14 protein-coding genes are annotated in these 14,111 nt (G+C 56.1%); 8 read left to right on the forward strand and 6 right to left on the reverse strand.

The window, feature by feature from the left end; all coding sequences use genetic code 11:
• Window positions 1-744, reverse strand: a complete 744-nt coding sequence (locus PJE062_RS11775; protein ID WP_008549266.1) for a DUF4344 domain-containing metallopeptidase — start codon at window positions 742-744, stop codon at window positions 1-3.
• A 102-nt stretch (window positions 745-846) separates the two neighbouring features.
• Window positions 847-1,209 (reverse strand): VOC family protein, encoded by a 363-nt coding sequence (locus PJE062_RS11780; RefSeq protein ID WP_008549070.1) that lies wholly within the window; start codon window positions 1,207-1,209, stop codon window positions 847-849.
• A 224-nt stretch (window positions 1,210-1,433) separates the two neighbouring features.
• On the opposite strand from PJE062_RS11780, the gene PJE062_RS11785 reads away from it, so the two are divergent.
• The 4 genes from PJE062_RS11785 to PJE062_RS11800 all read left to right on the forward strand — a co-directional run bounded on the left by PJE062_RS11785 (window position 1,434) and on the right by PJE062_RS11800 (window position 5,364).
• Window positions 1,434-3,263, forward strand: coding sequence for a sensor histidine kinase (locus tag PJE062_RS11785; RefSeq protein ID WP_008549319.1), 1,830 nt, complete (start codon window positions 1,434-1,436; stop codon window positions 3,261-3,263).
• A complete protein-coding gene (locus tag PJE062_RS11790; RefSeq protein ID WP_008549462.1) occupies window positions 3,244-3,921 on the forward strand; it encodes a response regulator transcription factor in 678 nt (225 codons plus the stop codon). Before PJE062_RS11785 ends, PJE062_RS11790 begins: the two co-directional genes overlap by 20 nt.
• A 154-nt stretch (window positions 3,922-4,075) precedes the next feature.
• On the forward strand, window positions 4,076-4,633 hold the full coding sequence (locus PJE062_RS11795; RefSeq protein ID WP_008548919.1) for a cytochrome b: 558 nt from the start codon (window positions 4,076-4,078) through the stop codon (window positions 4,631-4,633).
• A 119-nt stretch (window positions 4,634-4,752) separates the two neighbouring features.
• Window positions 4,753-5,364 carry a chloramphenicol phosphotransferase CPT family protein gene (locus tag PJE062_RS11800; RefSeq protein ID WP_037036663.1) on the forward strand — a complete coding sequence of 204 codons (612 nt, stop codon included), beginning with the start codon at window positions 4,753-4,755 and terminating at the stop codon, window positions 5,362-5,364.
• On the opposite strand, the gene PJE062_RS11805 is transcribed toward PJE062_RS11800, so the two are convergent.
• The 4 genes from PJE062_RS11805 to PJE062_RS26360 form a co-directional block, all read right to left on the reverse strand.
• A complete protein-coding gene (locus PJE062_RS11805; protein ID WP_008549168.1) occupies window positions 5,354-5,983 on the reverse strand; it encodes a transferase in 630 nt (209 codons plus the stop codon). The two genes, PJE062_RS11800 and PJE062_RS11805, sit on opposite strands and share 11 nt — an antisense overlap.
• Window positions 5,983-6,672, reverse strand: coding sequence for a ceramidase domain-containing protein (locus PJE062_RS11810; RefSeq protein ID WP_037036664.1), 690 nt, complete (start codon window positions 6,670-6,672; stop codon window positions 5,983-5,985). The genes PJE062_RS11805 and PJE062_RS11810 overlap by 1 nt, the downstream gene beginning before the upstream one ends.
• A gap of 77 nt (window positions 6,673-6,749) precedes the next feature.
• Window positions 6,750-7,274, reverse strand: coding sequence for a sulfite exporter TauE/SafE family protein (locus PJE062_RS11815; protein WP_256377923.1), 525 nt, complete (start codon window positions 7,272-7,274; stop codon window positions 6,750-6,752).
• 9 nt (window positions 7,275-7,283) lie between these two features.
• Window positions 7,284-7,463 carry a hypothetical protein gene (locus PJE062_RS26360; protein ID WP_157039138.1) on the reverse strand — a complete coding sequence of 60 codons (180 nt, stop codon included), beginning with the start codon at window positions 7,461-7,463 and terminating at the stop codon, window positions 7,284-7,286.
• A gap of 225 nt (window positions 7,464-7,688) precedes the next feature.
• On the opposite strand from PJE062_RS26360, the gene dsrO reads away from it, so the two are divergent.
• The 4 genes from dsrO (at window position 7,689) to PJE062_RS11835 (ending at window position 14,083) form a co-directional block, all read left to right on the forward strand.
• Window positions 7,689-8,408 (forward strand): sulfate reduction electron transfer complex DsrMKJOP subunit DsrO, encoded by a 720-nt coding sequence (dsrO, locus tag PJE062_RS11820; RefSeq protein ID WP_008549450.1) that lies wholly within the window; start codon window positions 7,689-7,691, stop codon window positions 8,406-8,408.
• A 3-nt stretch (window positions 8,409-8,411) separates the two neighbouring features.
• Window positions 8,412-9,395: an NrfD/PsrC family molybdoenzyme membrane anchor subunit gene (gene nrfD, locus PJE062_RS11825; RefSeq protein ID WP_008548984.1), complete on the forward strand. Its 984-nt coding sequence runs from the start codon at window positions 8,412-8,414 to the stop codon at window positions 9,393-9,395.
• Window positions 9,396-9,407: 12 nt separating this feature from the next.
• Window positions 9,408-12,488 carry a molybdopterin-dependent oxidoreductase gene (locus tag PJE062_RS11830; protein WP_008549316.1) on the forward strand — a complete coding sequence of 1,027 codons (3,081 nt, stop codon included), beginning with the start codon at window positions 9,408-9,410 and terminating at the stop codon, window positions 12,486-12,488.
• A 497-nt stretch (window positions 12,489-12,985) separates the two neighbouring features.
• The gene (locus tag PJE062_RS11835; RefSeq protein ID WP_008549149.1) at window positions 12,986-14,083 is read left to right on the forward strand and encodes a DUF1217 domain-containing protein; all 1,098 of its coding nucleotides are present in this window, start codon (window positions 12,986-12,988) and stop codon (window positions 14,081-14,083) included.
• The last annotated feature ends 28 nt before the right edge of the window (window positions 14,084-14,111 follow it).

The raw sequence follows: 14,111 nt of genomic DNA on the forward strand, positions 1-14,111 counted from the left end.
TCAGTTCTTTAGGTTTGCCTGGTAGATTGATCTCAGATGCGGGATGAACTCGGTGCAGAAGATGATGGACGCTTCTTCCGGATCATAAAACGCGTTGGGCTCGCCGCAGCTGTCGACCTTCACGATCACTTCACTTGGCAAAGACATATCCTGCTCAAGGTTTTTGACTTCATCAGAAAGCACCTGATTGATCAGCTCAGCTTCTTTGCCGCTCCCTTCCTGGAAGACCAGCGGGACACCGGATTCCGGGGACATTTCATCAAACACGGCCCCCCAGCTGTGGGCTGCTTGCTCATACTCCACCGGGCACATCTGCGCGCGGTCTTCCGGCAGGCCAAGATCATAAGCCAGATCCTCGCGCTTTTCTGGATCAGCACCGAAAAACAGGCAAATGTGGTTGTAGTAGCGCTGCTGGTCTGGGCCATGCAGATCCCACCATGCCACTTCTTCAACGCCATCCGGGTCATTGATGTAGCCAAACGCGCTGTTGAAAGCGAGTTCCTGCGCGGCCTCTTCCTCATAGAGCCAGTCGATCATCATCACGGAAAGCACGTCTGCCGCGTCTTCCTCCTGCCCGAAGATCGGCACCTGCATCTTGTCGATCACAGCATGTCCGATCTCGTGATAGAAGATGGACAGGATGTTGGCTTCCACAAAGGCGTCCTCTGCTTCATCCGCTTGCGCGCCAAGAGGTGTGAGCAGTGAGACTGCACAGGTGGCAGCGAGAAGAAGTGAACGAAGCATTGGCGAATATCCTCAATGACATTTGAAAGTATATCTTATTCAAATGCCATTTATAGGCAAGTTCGCCAAGCCTTTTGTGCTATGTGATACATCTGAGTTCAGCTAGCAGTGGAAGTTGAGCTTGTTGCCATCCAAATCCCTGCAGTAAGCTCCATAAAATGCCTCTCCGCGCGGGCCGGGAGGGCCTTCGTCTTTGCCTCCCAGTTGCAAGGCAAGAGCGTGCAGGTTTTCGACTGTTTCGCGGTCTTCTACCCGCAAAGCCACCATGGTGCCATTGCCGATAGAAGCTTCCTGCCCGTCGTAAGGTGTGTTGAGTACGATGAGTGGTTTGCCCTCGCCAAAGCTCCAGGCATAGAGCCGGTTGTTCTCAAAAACCCGCGTGGCGCCCATCTTGCCCAAAATGGCATCATAGAAAGAGCAGGCGCGCTCAAGGTCATTGGTTCCCAATGTAATGTAGCCGATCATATGGTGTCTTTATCCTAATCGATTGCGGTGAATTGCAGAGCGTTCAAAATCTGTTGAGGATGAAGTTTCATTCCCCTAAGTAAACTACAGTGCCAGCTTCAAGTAAATGCAGAAGAGTCAAAGGCTGATGCCCTTCGTCGCCCTAGGTGAAATACCTATTGCAATCGAGTGGGATCGCTGGTTTTTTCGGATTATCTAATATACGTCACACTCGGGATTTCTGTATGGGAGGCTACCTTCAGCGCGCTGTTAATGCTGCGTTTTCTGCGATTGTGCTACTTGCTCTGCATGTGGTGGCAGAACCTGTACACGCGCAGTCTGAGATGGTGCGTGTGGGCATCCTCTCTTATCGCGGCAGTTTGGAAACGCAGCGCACATGGGCGCCGACCATTGAGCATTTGCAGCGCGAACTGCCTGACGTGGAGTTCTCTTATCTGCCTCTGACCCTTCAGCAAATTGCGGAGCAGGCAGAGCAGCTGGACTTCATCATCACCAATCCCGGCCATTCTTTTCAGTTGGAACGTATTGCGGGCGTCAGCCGCATCGCCAGCGCGCGCTCGCACGTGAATAAGAGCGAGATGCAGGATCTCGGCTCTGTCATCTTCACCCGCACCGACAGCGGCATCTCCACCCTGATGGACCTGAGGGGCGTTACTGCCGGGGTTGTTTCAACAGAAGCGTTTGGTGGCTATCTGGCTGCTAAACACAGCTTGCAAATGAGCCTTGGCAAGGAGGCAGAGCTGCAGGTGAAACCACTGGGCTTTCCGCAGCAAACTGTGGTGGATGCGGTGGTGAATGGGGGCGTGCAAGTGGGCATTGTCCGTGCTTGTTTGCTTGAGAGCATGAGTGCAGCAGGCAAGCTGGATAAATCCCAGATCCGCGTTCTTGGCCAGCAGTACGATCCGGATTTTGCCTGCGCCAGAACCTCAGAGCTTTATCCGGGCTGGGCGTTTCTGAAGGTGCCAGGTGTCTCACCGCAGCTGGCAACGCGTATCACGCAGGCGCTGCTATCCATGCCGGATGGTGCGTGCACGGATGAATGGCTGGGCCACGCCAACTGGATTGCGCCGGTCTCTTATGCCGCTGTGGAACGGGTCTACCGTGATCTGGCGCTCTATCCCTACAACAAGGACTTGCGCCAAATCCTGAAGGATTGGGTGGAGCGGAACTACTTTTTGCTGGGCGTGGTGATCGTGCTCAGCGGTGCATTTCTGCTGCATGTGGGGCACGTAGAGTTTCTGGTGCGCCGCCGCTCTCAGCAACTGGAAGCGGCGAGTGACAAACTGGCCGATGCCTTGCAGCGCAACCTGATGCTGGAAAACGAGCTAGCCCACGCTGGCCGCGTTTCTTCCATGAACATTCTCGCCGGCAGTCTGGCGCATGATCTGAAGCAGCCGCTCGGAGCCATTTCCACCTTCGCCCATAGCTTGCGGAAACGGCTGGATCGGGGGACGGCGGATGAAGAGACCCTGCAAAAGCAGCTCACTCGTATTTCCGAGCAAGCTAACCGGGCCTCTGACTTCATCAACTCCATGCGCAGCTTCCTCAACAAACAGCCGGAAGCGCGCCGCCGGGTGGACCTGCGCAAGCTGGTGGATGAAACGGTGATGCTGATGCGCACCTTTGCCACCAAGCACGATTGCCAGTTGCACTGGGAGCCACCCAAAGAGCCCGTGTTTGTCTGTTGTGATGATGTTCAATTGCGGCAGGTCATGGTGGTGCTGTTGCAAAACGCGCTTGATGCCACAGTCGAGGCCGGACTTGAAGGCGGAGTGATCTCCATCCTGCTGGAAAGCTCTGCGGGCAGCTGTGCGTTGATGGTGTGCGATCAGGGCTCTGGCATTCCAAAAGAGCTGGAGGAGAAGGTGTTTGAGCCGTTCTTTTCCAGCAAAGGCAGTTTGGGGCTGGGGCTGGCCACAGCACTCAGCATTGTCGACAGCCATGAAGGCGAGTTGACCCTGTCTTCCGCACCACACGCGGGCACCTGCGCAACAGTGATGCTGCCACTGGCAGGCCCACAAACAGAGGAAAACCATGACACAACAACCCGCTAAGCTGCTTTATGGACCAGAGGCCGAGCCTGTGATCATCATCATTGATGATGACGATGCCATGCGGGAAGCGCTGGTGTGTCTGGTGGAGTCTGTCGGGCTCAAAGCCGTGGATTTTGAACGGGCCGATGACTTCCTGCAGTCTGACCTGCGCCCCTGTGTTGGTGTCATCATCACTGACATGCGCATCCCCGGCACCAGCGGCCTCGGACTACTAGAAAAACTCAGAGCCTCCGGCCAGCACTTGCCGGTCATCGTTATCTCTGCTTTTGCCAATCTGCGTGATGGTGTCCGTGCCATGAGCCTTGGTGCGGTGGATGTTTTGGAAAAACCATTCGACGAGCAAAGCCTGCTCGACAAGCTGCAGGATCTGATTTCTGAAACACGCGAACGCGCCAGCCAGTGCTGCCTGACTGCTCAGGCCAAAATGAAGGTCGACCGCCTCACCAACCGCGAACGTGAGGTGATGGGCTACCTCGCCCAGGGCCTGCAAAACAAAAGCATCGCCAATGCGTTGGGTCTCAGTGTCAAAACCGTAGAGATCCACCGCCACAACGTCCTCACCAAACTGGAAGTCCAGACCCTCGTCGACGTCTACCAACTCACCCAAAGCGCCGACCGCGCCACGGGCTCTGGCCGGTGTTGTGGGGTAAACTCTTAAACCCATCCCCCAAACTTAACTCAAAATTTCAGGTTACCTTCAGGATCGCGTGGTGTTGTGTCGGCGTTACGAGGCGGCAACCGGGGTGCTGACGGCACTCCTGAAGCACAAGGCAAAGAATGAGTTGCTGCCATAAGAAGAACTGGCAGAAACTATGACTGATCAACAATATGTGCGCTCCGCTCGCATCCTTCACTGGCTGATGGCCCTTGGCTTTCTCTCCATGTGGACGACCGGTTACATCATGAAGATGGACTCTCTGGAAGATACACCGCTGGAAGAGAGCCTGTTTGATATTCACATTTCTCTGGGTGTGACCTTGTTGGGTCTGTTGCTGTTGCGCGTAGCTATTCGCCTGCTCAACAAACCACCGGCACTGCCTGCTGGCCTGAGCTCCTGGGAGAAAATCGGTTCCCATCTGGGACATCTGGGCCTCTATGTCCTGCCGCTGGTCACCATGCTGGTTGCGTGGGCAGAGGTTGATTTTGGCGGCCACGGCGTGAAGTGGTTCACCATTGCAATGCCAAAGATCTTCCCAACCATGGAAACCTTTGCTGGCATCAAACTGGAAGATGCTACAGCAACAGCCCATGAGCTGCTCGCGTGGTCCCTGCTGGCGCTGGTTGCTGTGCACGTGGCCGCTGTTCTCAAGCACAAGTATTGGGATGGTCACGACGTCATGGGCCGCATGAGCCTGCTTGGCAAGAAGTAACAAGACGCGGGGGAGGGCTGGTCGCAGTCTATTGCCGAGGGCGCATTGGGGGCAGGCCCTCGGCCTCCACGTCCTCACCGCCCAAATCTGCTATGCTCTCCAAAACGGGAGACTGGTAGATGGTACAAGGGCGGATTGTGTTGCTCAATGGAGCGCCGAGGTCAGGCAAAAGTTCGATTGTATCAGCGCTACAGCAGACGGCAGGTGAGCCATGGATGAACCTTGGTGTGGACGTTGTTGTTAAACACATGACACCGGACCAGCTGAAGCCGGGGATCGGATTACGTCCGGGAGGTGAACGGCCTGATCTGGAGGCGTTCGTTTCCCGCTCCTACCGAGCGCTTTACAAGAGCATAGCGGCCCATGCGAAACTTGGGTTCAACGTGGTCGCTGATCTTGGCCATCACAACAGCTATGCCAATATTGACGGAAGCTGGGCGCTCTACTTGCAGGAGTTGGATGGACTGAATGTGATGCTCGTCGGGGTGTTTTGCCCTCTCGGTGAAATAATGCAGCGGCGGGCTGCCAGTGAGGGAGGCTACCTCTCAGCCACTGAACAAGGGGATGTACCGCGCCCCGTTCAACACTGGCAAGAAGAGGTCCATAAGCCTGGGATCTATGATCTTGAGCTGGACACGTCCACCTTGTCACCAGAGCAATGCGCCGCGGAGATCCTTCGTGTGATTGCATCAGGCAACAAGTTTGAAGCCAGAGAGCGGCTTATTGCGTAGCCAGGCTGAGGTGCTCGGTTTGCTGATCGACCGAGGTGAGCCGGGGGATGATGGTGTCTGGCTTTAGCAGGGTTCCGGGTGCCAGCACTGAGTTTGCGCCGACTTTGCTTCGGTCTCCAATCAGGGACCCGAACTTGATGGTGCCGGTGGGCAACTCTCGTCTGTTTTCAATGAGCTTAATCTCTTTTTCCGCCCACTCATTGCGATGGTTCGCGACCACAACACCTGCTTCCAGATTGACGTGCTCGCCCAGTATGGAATTTCCAAGAAACCCGAGATGGGCCAGTTTGGAGCCCTTCAGCATAAAGCTGGATTTGACCTCGCAGAACGGCCCTACCGCACAGCCTTCACTCATGTAAACACCGCCGCGCAGGTAGCTGCGGGAGGAGACAAAGGCGTTCGGTCCAATGATGATCGGGCCTTTCAGCGTTGCCCCATCTTCCACCGTTGCGCTCTTGTGAATGGCGATGGTGTTGGTGATGCGGTAGTCATCCGTGAGCTGAGGCAGCAGGCCTTTAATGATATCAGCTGCGTTGCCGGTCAGCTCCCATGGTGAACCGTTGATGCCCGCCAGTTCTGTCTGCTGCCAGTTGGCAAAGTAGTTGCTGAGCTGGATCATCAGGAGGCTCCTTTGGGCTTCATCTTCAAAACCAGGGCGGCAAGGAGCAGGCCGATCATGAGGCCGTTGAGCAGGTGCCACATGAAGTGGGTGCCGAAGCTGATGGAGAAGCAGAGGGCAATGTCGATGGTTCGGAACGCCAGAGAGATCACAAAAGTGGCGGCTGCAAACGTGATGTACGTGCGGGCAGGGTGCTTGCGTAGGTGCATCAGCACGGTTGCGACGAGCAGCGCGACGACGGCAGGCAGATACTGCATGGAGCCGTTGAGTGGATCTGGTCCCGCCTCCAAACCCGTCACCACGGCGCTGGAACTGAACCAGAAGATGATGGCTGTGATGCCCACAGCAATGGCACTGGCGCGCAGCGTACGAAGCAGGTTTTCGCCGGTCGTGCGATAGATCACCGTAATGATGTAAAATGCAACAAAGCTCCAGATCGGAATGACGTCTGCCAGCTCTGACCATGTGTTCGCAAATGTATGAAACAGGAATGAGCCAACGCCAATAGCCGCAGCCAGAGTGATAAGCACAAGTTCCGCTAGATCCGCGTTGCCTCGCCTGCGCACCAGATACAGAGCCACCAGTGCTGCAACGATAAAGCTGAGATTGCTCAGTGCGTTCAGTGGTTCATTCCAGAACCCCGGTGCGGTTCGCTCGCAGTAAAGATCGATGTAATCAGCAGGCAGCATGGTGAAACTCAAAGCAGGAGACGGACCGCAAGGTTAGATCAGGTGTTGCGCGGATTGTAGTGCGCAACTTGCGATACTCAAGGCATAATCATGGAAATGCCAGAGCCAGCCAGAACCAGATCAATCATGCGGTCATGCTGTTTGGAGCTGAGCTTGTTGAGGATCGCCTTGGCGGCATATGTACCAAGCGTGATGGACCCGCCGACCAAGGCGCCGCCGATCAGAATATCAGTGCTCATCACATTCAGATAACTGAAGGTCGCAGCCTTGGAGCCAAACACGAACAGGGATGCCGCCGCTTCCGTTGCAATCAACGCGCTTTTGACGAGCCCGAAGGAAGAAAACACCGCAAGGCTCAACGGGCCAGAGGAGGCAACAAGGCCGGTGAGAAACCCGATCAGCGTTCCGCCCAGCACAAGGTGCGCTGGCTTGGAGCCGATGTTTCTGGAGCGCAGCAGATAGCGCACGGGGATGAGCACGAGGAAGAACAGGCCAAGGATGGTGCTGCCAACGGATTCCGGTATAGCAATCAGCAGGTTCGCCCCAAGGGCTGCCATGGGAATGCTGGGCGCGGCATAATAGAAAACCGCCCGCCAGTTGATATCACTCCACTACACAATCACGCGCCCGCAATTGGCGATCAGCGCTGCAATCGCCATGATGGGAATGGCCGCCTTGGTGCCAAACACAGCCACCAGAATAGGCAGCAGAATGATCGACGACCCTGTGCCAACAATGCCGGACAAAACACCAGCGAACATGCCCGAAAGCACGATGATCAATATGCTCAAATGCCCCCCCCAAATTGAATGGGAGCAACCTACGGGCAAATTGTGGTGAGACCAAACTTCTCTGCTTTTTTGCTGTGAAGAGCGGTTTACGAAATTGTCGATTGTTCTCTTCCCGCCCCATCTAGGGGAACTCCCCTAAACCGACAGATAACCTCCCCAATATTTTTGTTGCTGGCCGCCCGGTAGCTTGGGAACAACCCAAACCGTGACACTCCGGGGGGAGACATGAATTCAAGACGTGAGTTCCTCAAACTGGCCATGGCAGGCTCAACGGCTGCGGTGGCGGCGCCGACGGCTGCAAGTGCGCAGGCCAAGCCCAAGCGCTGGGGCATGCTGGTGGATCTGCGCAAATGCATTGGCTGTCAGGCCTGCACCGTGGCCTGCACCATTGAAAACGATGTGCCTGAAGGCCAGCATCGCACCGCTGTGCCAGTCTATGAGCTGGATGGCCCGGATGGCCCAAGTCAGGCCGTGTTGCCGCGCTTGTGCAACCATTGTGATGAGCCGCCGTGCATTCCGGTGTGTCCGGTCAACGCCACCTTCAAGACTGATGAGGGCGCTGTGGTGGTGGATGCGGAGCAGTGTGTGGCCTGCGGCTACTGCGTGCAGGCGTGCCCTTATGAAGCGCGCTTCATCAACCACAAAACCGGCGTTGCCGATAAGTGCACGTTTTGTGTGCATCGCACCTCTGTCGGTTTGCTGCCTGCCTGCGTTGAAACCTGCGTGGGCAATGCCCGCGTGTTTGGGGATCTGAACGATCCGGAAAGCGATATCCGCAAGCTGATGGCGCAGTATGAGACCAAGGGTCTGCGCCCTGAGTTCAAGACAGGACCAAACGTCTATTACATCGGGCTGGATGACAGGCTTGCCTCAACCGTTGCGGTTGGCGGCGGTGCCCGTGATTTGCGCCAAGGTCTTGAAACGCCTGCACATGGGGAGGTGTGAGTTATGCCTGCTGTTGATCTGATGTCTTTTGATCATGAAGCCGTCTGGCGGCCCTGGGCGGTCGCTTACTTCCTGCTGGTGGGTACGGGGGCAGGCGCTGCCTTGCTGTTGGCGTACTCCCGTCTTGTGCGCGTTGCAGAAGCAAAAGGCGCGTTGATTGTCGCCGCCAGTTTTGCACTGGCCTCTGGCCTGCCACTGCTGGCGGACCTGCACCAGCCCGCACGTTTTATGCATTTTTACAGCGGGGCCGCGCCCGGTTCCATCATGTGGTGGGGCAGCTGGTTCCTGCCGCTGTTCATTGGCTCTACGCTTCTGCTGGCGTTCATGACAGGCCGCCGTGGCAATGCACCCATGTGTGCTGGCGAACGCACGCTGACCATGATTGTTGGCGCGCTGGCCTTCTGCATTCTGGGTTACACCGCCGGTGAAATGAGCGTAGTGGCTGCCCGTCCGGTTTGGAACACCCTCGGTTTCCCCGTGGTGCTTGTTCTGACAGCCCTGATGAGCGGTGCGGGTGCGACAATGGCCATTGATAGCCTCAATGGTGAAAAGGGAGAGGGCCGTTACATGCTCGTGGTCACAGGTGCCGCCACTCTGGTTGCCTTTGGCCTTTGGATGCTGACTGATGCCAGCCTTTCAACACTGGCGGCAGACTATGCCCCTGTTGGCTTGCTCGGCGGGTTCATCATCGCAGGTGTTGTGGTGCCGGTGGCGTTGGCCGTGAGCGCAAAGTCCTCCTTGCTGCTGCGCGGTGTGAGTGGAGCACTGGCGGTGTTTGGTGCACTGGCCTTCCGCTGGTCCACCTTCAACGGCGCACAGCTGATGTCCAAAACCGAGACGGCGTTTTATGGCCATGAAGCCGCGCTTTCTCGCGATGCTCTGCAAGCCTTGGCCGGGTCCGCAGGCCTGCTGATCCTCAGCCTGATCTTTGTCACCCTTCTCATCAACCTGCTGGCCGTGCGTGCCAGCAAGCAAACTCAAGCCTAAGGAGAGCCAGTTATGACTATTTCTCGCCGTGGTGTTCTTCAAGGTGCAACCGCTCTTGGCGCAGCTGGCGCTGCCTTCTGGGGCTTTGCAGAAACGGGTAAAAACTTCTATCAGGGCGTGGTGGGTACTGCGAAAGCCAAAGGCATTGCCGGAGGGGCTTTGCCACCGGAATACAAGGTGGACCCTTCCAGCGGAGAGGTGATCCTCAATCCGGACCAACGGGTAGGCTACACAATGTGCATGGGCTGCACCAGCGTGTGCGGCATCCGTGTGCGGGTGGACAAAGCCTCTGGCGATATTCTGCGCGCCACCGGCAACCCGTACAGCCCGCTCTCCACCAATCCGCATATTCCGTATGACACGCCCATCAAAGACGCGATCACAGGCCTGTCCGCTTATGGAGAACAGGGCCTTGCCGGACGCTCTACCGCTTGCGGTCGCGGCAATGCCGCCATTGCCAAGCAAAACAGCAAGGAGCGCATCCTCAAGCCAATGAAACGCGTGGGTGAGCGCGGCAGTGGCCAGTGGAAGGAAATCTCCTGGGACCAGCTGATTGAGGAAACCGTAGAGGGCGGCGATCTGTTTGGTGAAGGCCACGTGGAAGGCCTGCGCGCCATCCGTGACCTGAAGACCCCACTTGATCCGGAGAATCCAGAATACGGCCCAAAAGCCAACCAGTTGGTGGTGATCCCGGTCTTCAAAAATGGTCGCCTGATGATGGCCGCTCGCTTCGCCAAAATGGCTTACGGCACCCGCAACTTCGTGGGGCACCGCTCTTACTGTGGCCTGTCTATGCGCGCTGGATATGCAGCCATGCTGGATAATCTGAAAAAGCAGCCGCACCTGAAGCCGGACTATCGCCACGCCAAATACATGCTGTTCATCGGCACGGCCCCCGGCAATGCAGGCAATCCTTACAAACTGCAAGGCACCCTGATGGGCGCTGCCCGTGGGCGCGATGGGGTGAAATACGCGGTGGTGGACCCTGTCCTCACCAACTCTCAAAACCATGCGTTTGGCAAAGACAACACATGGGTTCCTATCAGACCGGGCACCGACGGAGCGCTGGTGATGGGCATGATCCGCTGGATCATGGAAAACGAACGATACGACGCCAAGTTTCTGGCTCAACCGTCCGGCGCAGCAGCAAAGGCGGCAGGGGAGGCCAGTTGGTCCAATGCAACGCATCTGGTCATTGATGACCCCGAGCACCCCAAAGGCGGTTCCTTCCTGCGGCAAGGAATGGTGACTGCTGATCTGGACGAAGATGCTCAAAAGGCACCTATGTGCCTGGATGCGGAAACAGGAGAGCTCTCTCCTGCAAAGGGCCGCCCTGCCACACTGTTCCATCAGGGAACCGTGAGACTTCTGGATGGCTCAACTGTGCCCGTGGCCACCAGCCTCAGCCTGCTGCGCCGGGAGGCACTGCGCAAAACACTTTCCGAATACTCTGCAGATTGCGGCGTGCCGGAAGAGCGCATCATCTCATTGGCCCGCGACTTCACCAGCGTTGGCAAACAAGCGGCAGCTGACTGCCACGGCGGCACCATGCACACCGCTGGCTTTTACACCGCCTACGCCATCGTCATGCTCAACGCCCTTGTCGGCAACCTCAACGCCAAAGGTGGCACCACCGCAGGTGGCGGTCGCTTCAAGGATGTGCAGAAAGGCCCACGCTATAACCTGCTCGCCTTCCCCGGCAAGGTGAAGGTGAAAGGCGTAGATGCAGGCCGCGGTGGCTTTGCCTATGAGAAAACCAGCGAATTCAAGCGACTGGTTGCAGACGGCAAGAACCCATACCCTACACAAGCCCCATGGCATTCCTTCACCCAGCCCATGGGCGCGCAATGGCTGACCTCCGTGCTGGAAGGCTATCCTTACACGGCCAAAGCCGTGATCACATGGTCCTCCAACCCGGTCTACGGTGTGGCGGGCATGGAGAACGACATTAAGGAGAAGATCAAAGATACCAAGCGCTTGCCGCTGTTCATCGCCATTGATCCGTTCATCAACGAAACGTCCCGCTTCGCCGATTACATCGTGCCGGACCGTGTGTTCTATGAGGCATGGGGCTGGGCATCCGCCTGGGGCGGTGTGCCAACCAAGGTCTCCACGGCCCGCTGGCCGGTGGTAGATTGCCAGACCGGCACAACACCAGATGGTCGCCACATGGACATGGACAACTTCTTCATCGACGTGGCCAAGCGCATGGACCTGCCGGGCTTTGGCGACAAAGCCATTCCAGATGCTGATGGCAATCTGCACCCGCTGCACCGCTCCGAGGACTTCTGGCTACGTGCTGGTGCCAACGTGGCGTTTGATGGCGGTGCAGTGCCCGAAAGTGATGATGCCGATATGGCGATCACCGGTGTGGATCGTATCCGAGCGGACCTGGAAAGCACCTTAAAGCCAGATGAATGGCGCCGGGTGGCCTATGTTTACAACCGGGGTGGCCGATATGAAGATGCGGCGAAAACCTACAAAAGTGAGACCTTTGCTCGCTCCTACAAAAAAGGCATTCAAGTCTGGAACGAGACTGTGGGCATGGCGCGCAACTCCATGACAGGCAAGAAGTTTGTTGGCTGTCCCACATGGCAGGCCCCAAGCTTTGCTGATGGCACCAAGGTGGACAAAGCCTTCCCGCCAGATCTATGGCCGTTCCGCGTTGTCAGCACCAAGTCCCAGCTGCGCTCTTCCAGCACCGGCGGCAATCCGTATCTGGATGATCTCAAGCTCTCCAACGCCATCGCCATCAACACGGTGGATGCGGAACAGCTCTCCATCAAAACCGGAGATTGGATCACCGTCATCTCCCCAAGCAACCGCATCAGCGGGCAAGCCTTGGTTCGCCAGGGCATTGCACGGGGCGCCATCGGCATCGAGCACGGCTACGGCCACCGCGAGCTGGGCGCGCGCACCCATAAAATCGGCAGTGTCATTCTGGAAGGCCACTCCAACCGGGGCCTCGGCACCAACAGCAATGATCTGGGCTACACCGATCCAACCAGTCAACGCCCGGTCCTGCTCGCCGACCCCGTCGTCGGCAGCATAGCCCGCCAGGCCCTCCCAGCCCGCATTGAAAAGATGAGCTAGGGCAGGTTCACCATCCTGGATCAGCTCTCACCACTGGAGCTGATTCAGCCACATAACTTGGAGCCGAGCGCATAACTTGGAGCTGATCGCATAACCAAAACCAAAGCGCCAGCTCCCCAACCCATCAGACCCCGCCCCCCAGCGGTGCCTGATGCCAACACCAAACCGTCGAAGCCAAAGGCCCTCCAAACCGGTATGAGGCCACCACCCACCTAACACAGCCCTCGTGATGATGACCGTGGGCTGTTTTTTTTGGGGGGATTGAGTTGAAGCGATTCTCAGAACGGCACCAAAGCAGCCCTAAACGCTTGATATGCCTCTCTCTTCAACGCCGATTTCTCATCGCGATGCCACCCAACCATCCAATGAGCCCCAGTCTTCTCAATGGCTCAAATGCAAAGCTCTGTCGTCATCGCTAACAAAAGCCATCATCAGCTTCAGACAAGACACCTGAGTCAGACTACCTCTAACTGTTTTGTGTAATCGGATTCAATTCAATGGATACTAACCTTCGTTTCTCAATGCTCAATCGCGATTTGCCAGGCGCGAAAGAAAGAACGGCTAAAGATCCAGAAATTGCCCGTGAAATAAAATATTACGAAGAAAACTTCAGCAAGGTTGAGACGGTTGATGACCTTCTCAATGATTATCGTCTCTATAACTTCATGATGAAAACCATGGGTTTGGAGGACATGGCCTATGCGAAGGGCATGGTTCGAAAAGTGCTGGTTGAAGGCACTGACGACTCAGGTGCTCTTGCGAACACGCTGAAAGATAAGCGCTTCAAAGAACTTGCAGAAGCATTTCCATTTAACAAAGATGGAACGATCAAAGGCAAGTTTGATTGGGAGAGTGAAGGTTTAGACCCGAGAATGGTGCTCTGGTCGAACACTCCGGGAGAAGAAGTTGATGACGTTGATCGGCTGGCTGAGTATTTTACGCTCAAAATGCCGAGGGATGTAATCTTTACCACACAGATTCTGGCTGATCCTGCCCTCTATGAAGTTATCACGGTCGCATTTGATGTTCCGGAAGAAATCATCAATGGTCCGAAGAGTGAGCGCATTGATTGGTTCGATGAGAACATCGATATTGAAGCGTTGAAGAAGCCATCTGAGCTGAAGGATACAATCGCAAAATACCGCGATAATCTGGAAATACGTGAAGCGGACAGAACTAAAGGCATTGTAGAGCAATATATCCAGGTTAGCTTTGAAGAAGGTGAAGGCGAGCAAAACGAAGGCGTCAGACTCGCACTCAACTTCCAAAGAACCGGCGGTAACATCACAAGCGCCTATGAAATTCTCGGCTCACCTGCGCTCTATCAGGTTGTTCGAACCGTACTTGGAATGTCCGAGTCTATGGTTGGCTCCGACATCGACAATCAGGCTGCGGTGATCAACGAGAAGTTCGATATCAAGAAGTTTCAGGATCCTGAAGAAGTTGACAAGTTCGTCAAAAAGTTCGTCATCCTCTACGATGCACAAAATGGCATTGGCACGGCTCCATCCGTACAATTGTTTGCCAGCAATCCGGGTGTTGGGATTCCTGAGAATGTCCTTACAGCAGTGAATGCGCTTAAATTTGGCGGTTAGTCGAGACTTACCTCCCACCAAGAGGCGT

The sequence above is a fragment of the Pseudovibrio sp. JE062 genome (assembly GCF_000156235.1).
Lineage (GTDB): Bacteria > Pseudomonadota > Alphaproteobacteria > Rhizobiales > Stappiaceae > Pseudovibrio.

What these genes read in the sequence shown, in the direction of transcription:
- PJE062_RS11775 (WP_008549266.1), bottom strand. Translation starts at nt 744, where the DNA reads ATGCTTCGTTCACTTCTTCTCGCTGCCACCTGTGCAGTCTCACTGCTC.
- PJE062_RS11780 (WP_008549070.1), bottom strand. Translation starts at nt 1,209, where the DNA reads ATGATCGGCTACATTACATTGGGAACCAATGACCTTGAGCGCGCCTGC.
- PJE062_RS11785 (WP_008549319.1), top strand. Translation starts at nt 1,434, where the DNA reads ATGGGAGGCTACCTTCAGCGCGCTGTTAATGCTGCGTTTTCTGCGATT.
- PJE062_RS11790 (WP_008549462.1), top strand. Translation starts at nt 3,244, where the DNA reads ATGACACAACAACCCGCTAAGCTGCTTTATGGACCAGAGGCCGAGCCT.
- PJE062_RS11795 (WP_008548919.1), top strand. Translation starts at nt 4,076, where the DNA reads ATGACTGATCAACAATATGTGCGCTCCGCTCGCATCCTTCACTGGCTG.
- PJE062_RS11800 (WP_037036663.1), top strand. Translation starts at nt 4,753, where the DNA reads ATGGTACAAGGGCGGATTGTGTTGCTCAATGGAGCGCCGAGGTCAGGC.
- PJE062_RS11805 (WP_008549168.1), bottom strand. Translation starts at nt 5,983, where the DNA reads ATGATCCAGCTCAGCAACTACTTTGCCAACTGGCAGCAGACAGAACTG.
- PJE062_RS11810 (WP_037036664.1), bottom strand. Translation starts at nt 6,672, where the DNA reads ATGCTGCCTGCTGATTACATCGATCTTTACTGCGAGCGAACCGCACCG.
- dsrO (WP_008549450.1), top strand. Translation starts at nt 7,689, where the DNA reads ATGAATTCAAGACGTGAGTTCCTCAAACTGGCCATGGCAGGCTCAACG.
- nrfD (WP_008548984.1), top strand. Translation starts at nt 8,412, where the DNA reads ATGCCTGCTGTTGATCTGATGTCTTTTGATCATGAAGCCGTCTGGCGG.
- PJE062_RS11830 (WP_008549316.1), top strand. Translation starts at nt 9,408, where the DNA reads ATGACTATTTCTCGCCGTGGTGTTCTTCAAGGTGCAACCGCTCTTGGC.
- PJE062_RS11835 (WP_008549149.1), top strand. Translation starts at nt 12,986, where the DNA reads ATGGATACTAACCTTCGTTTCTCAATGCTCAATCGCGATTTGCCAGGC.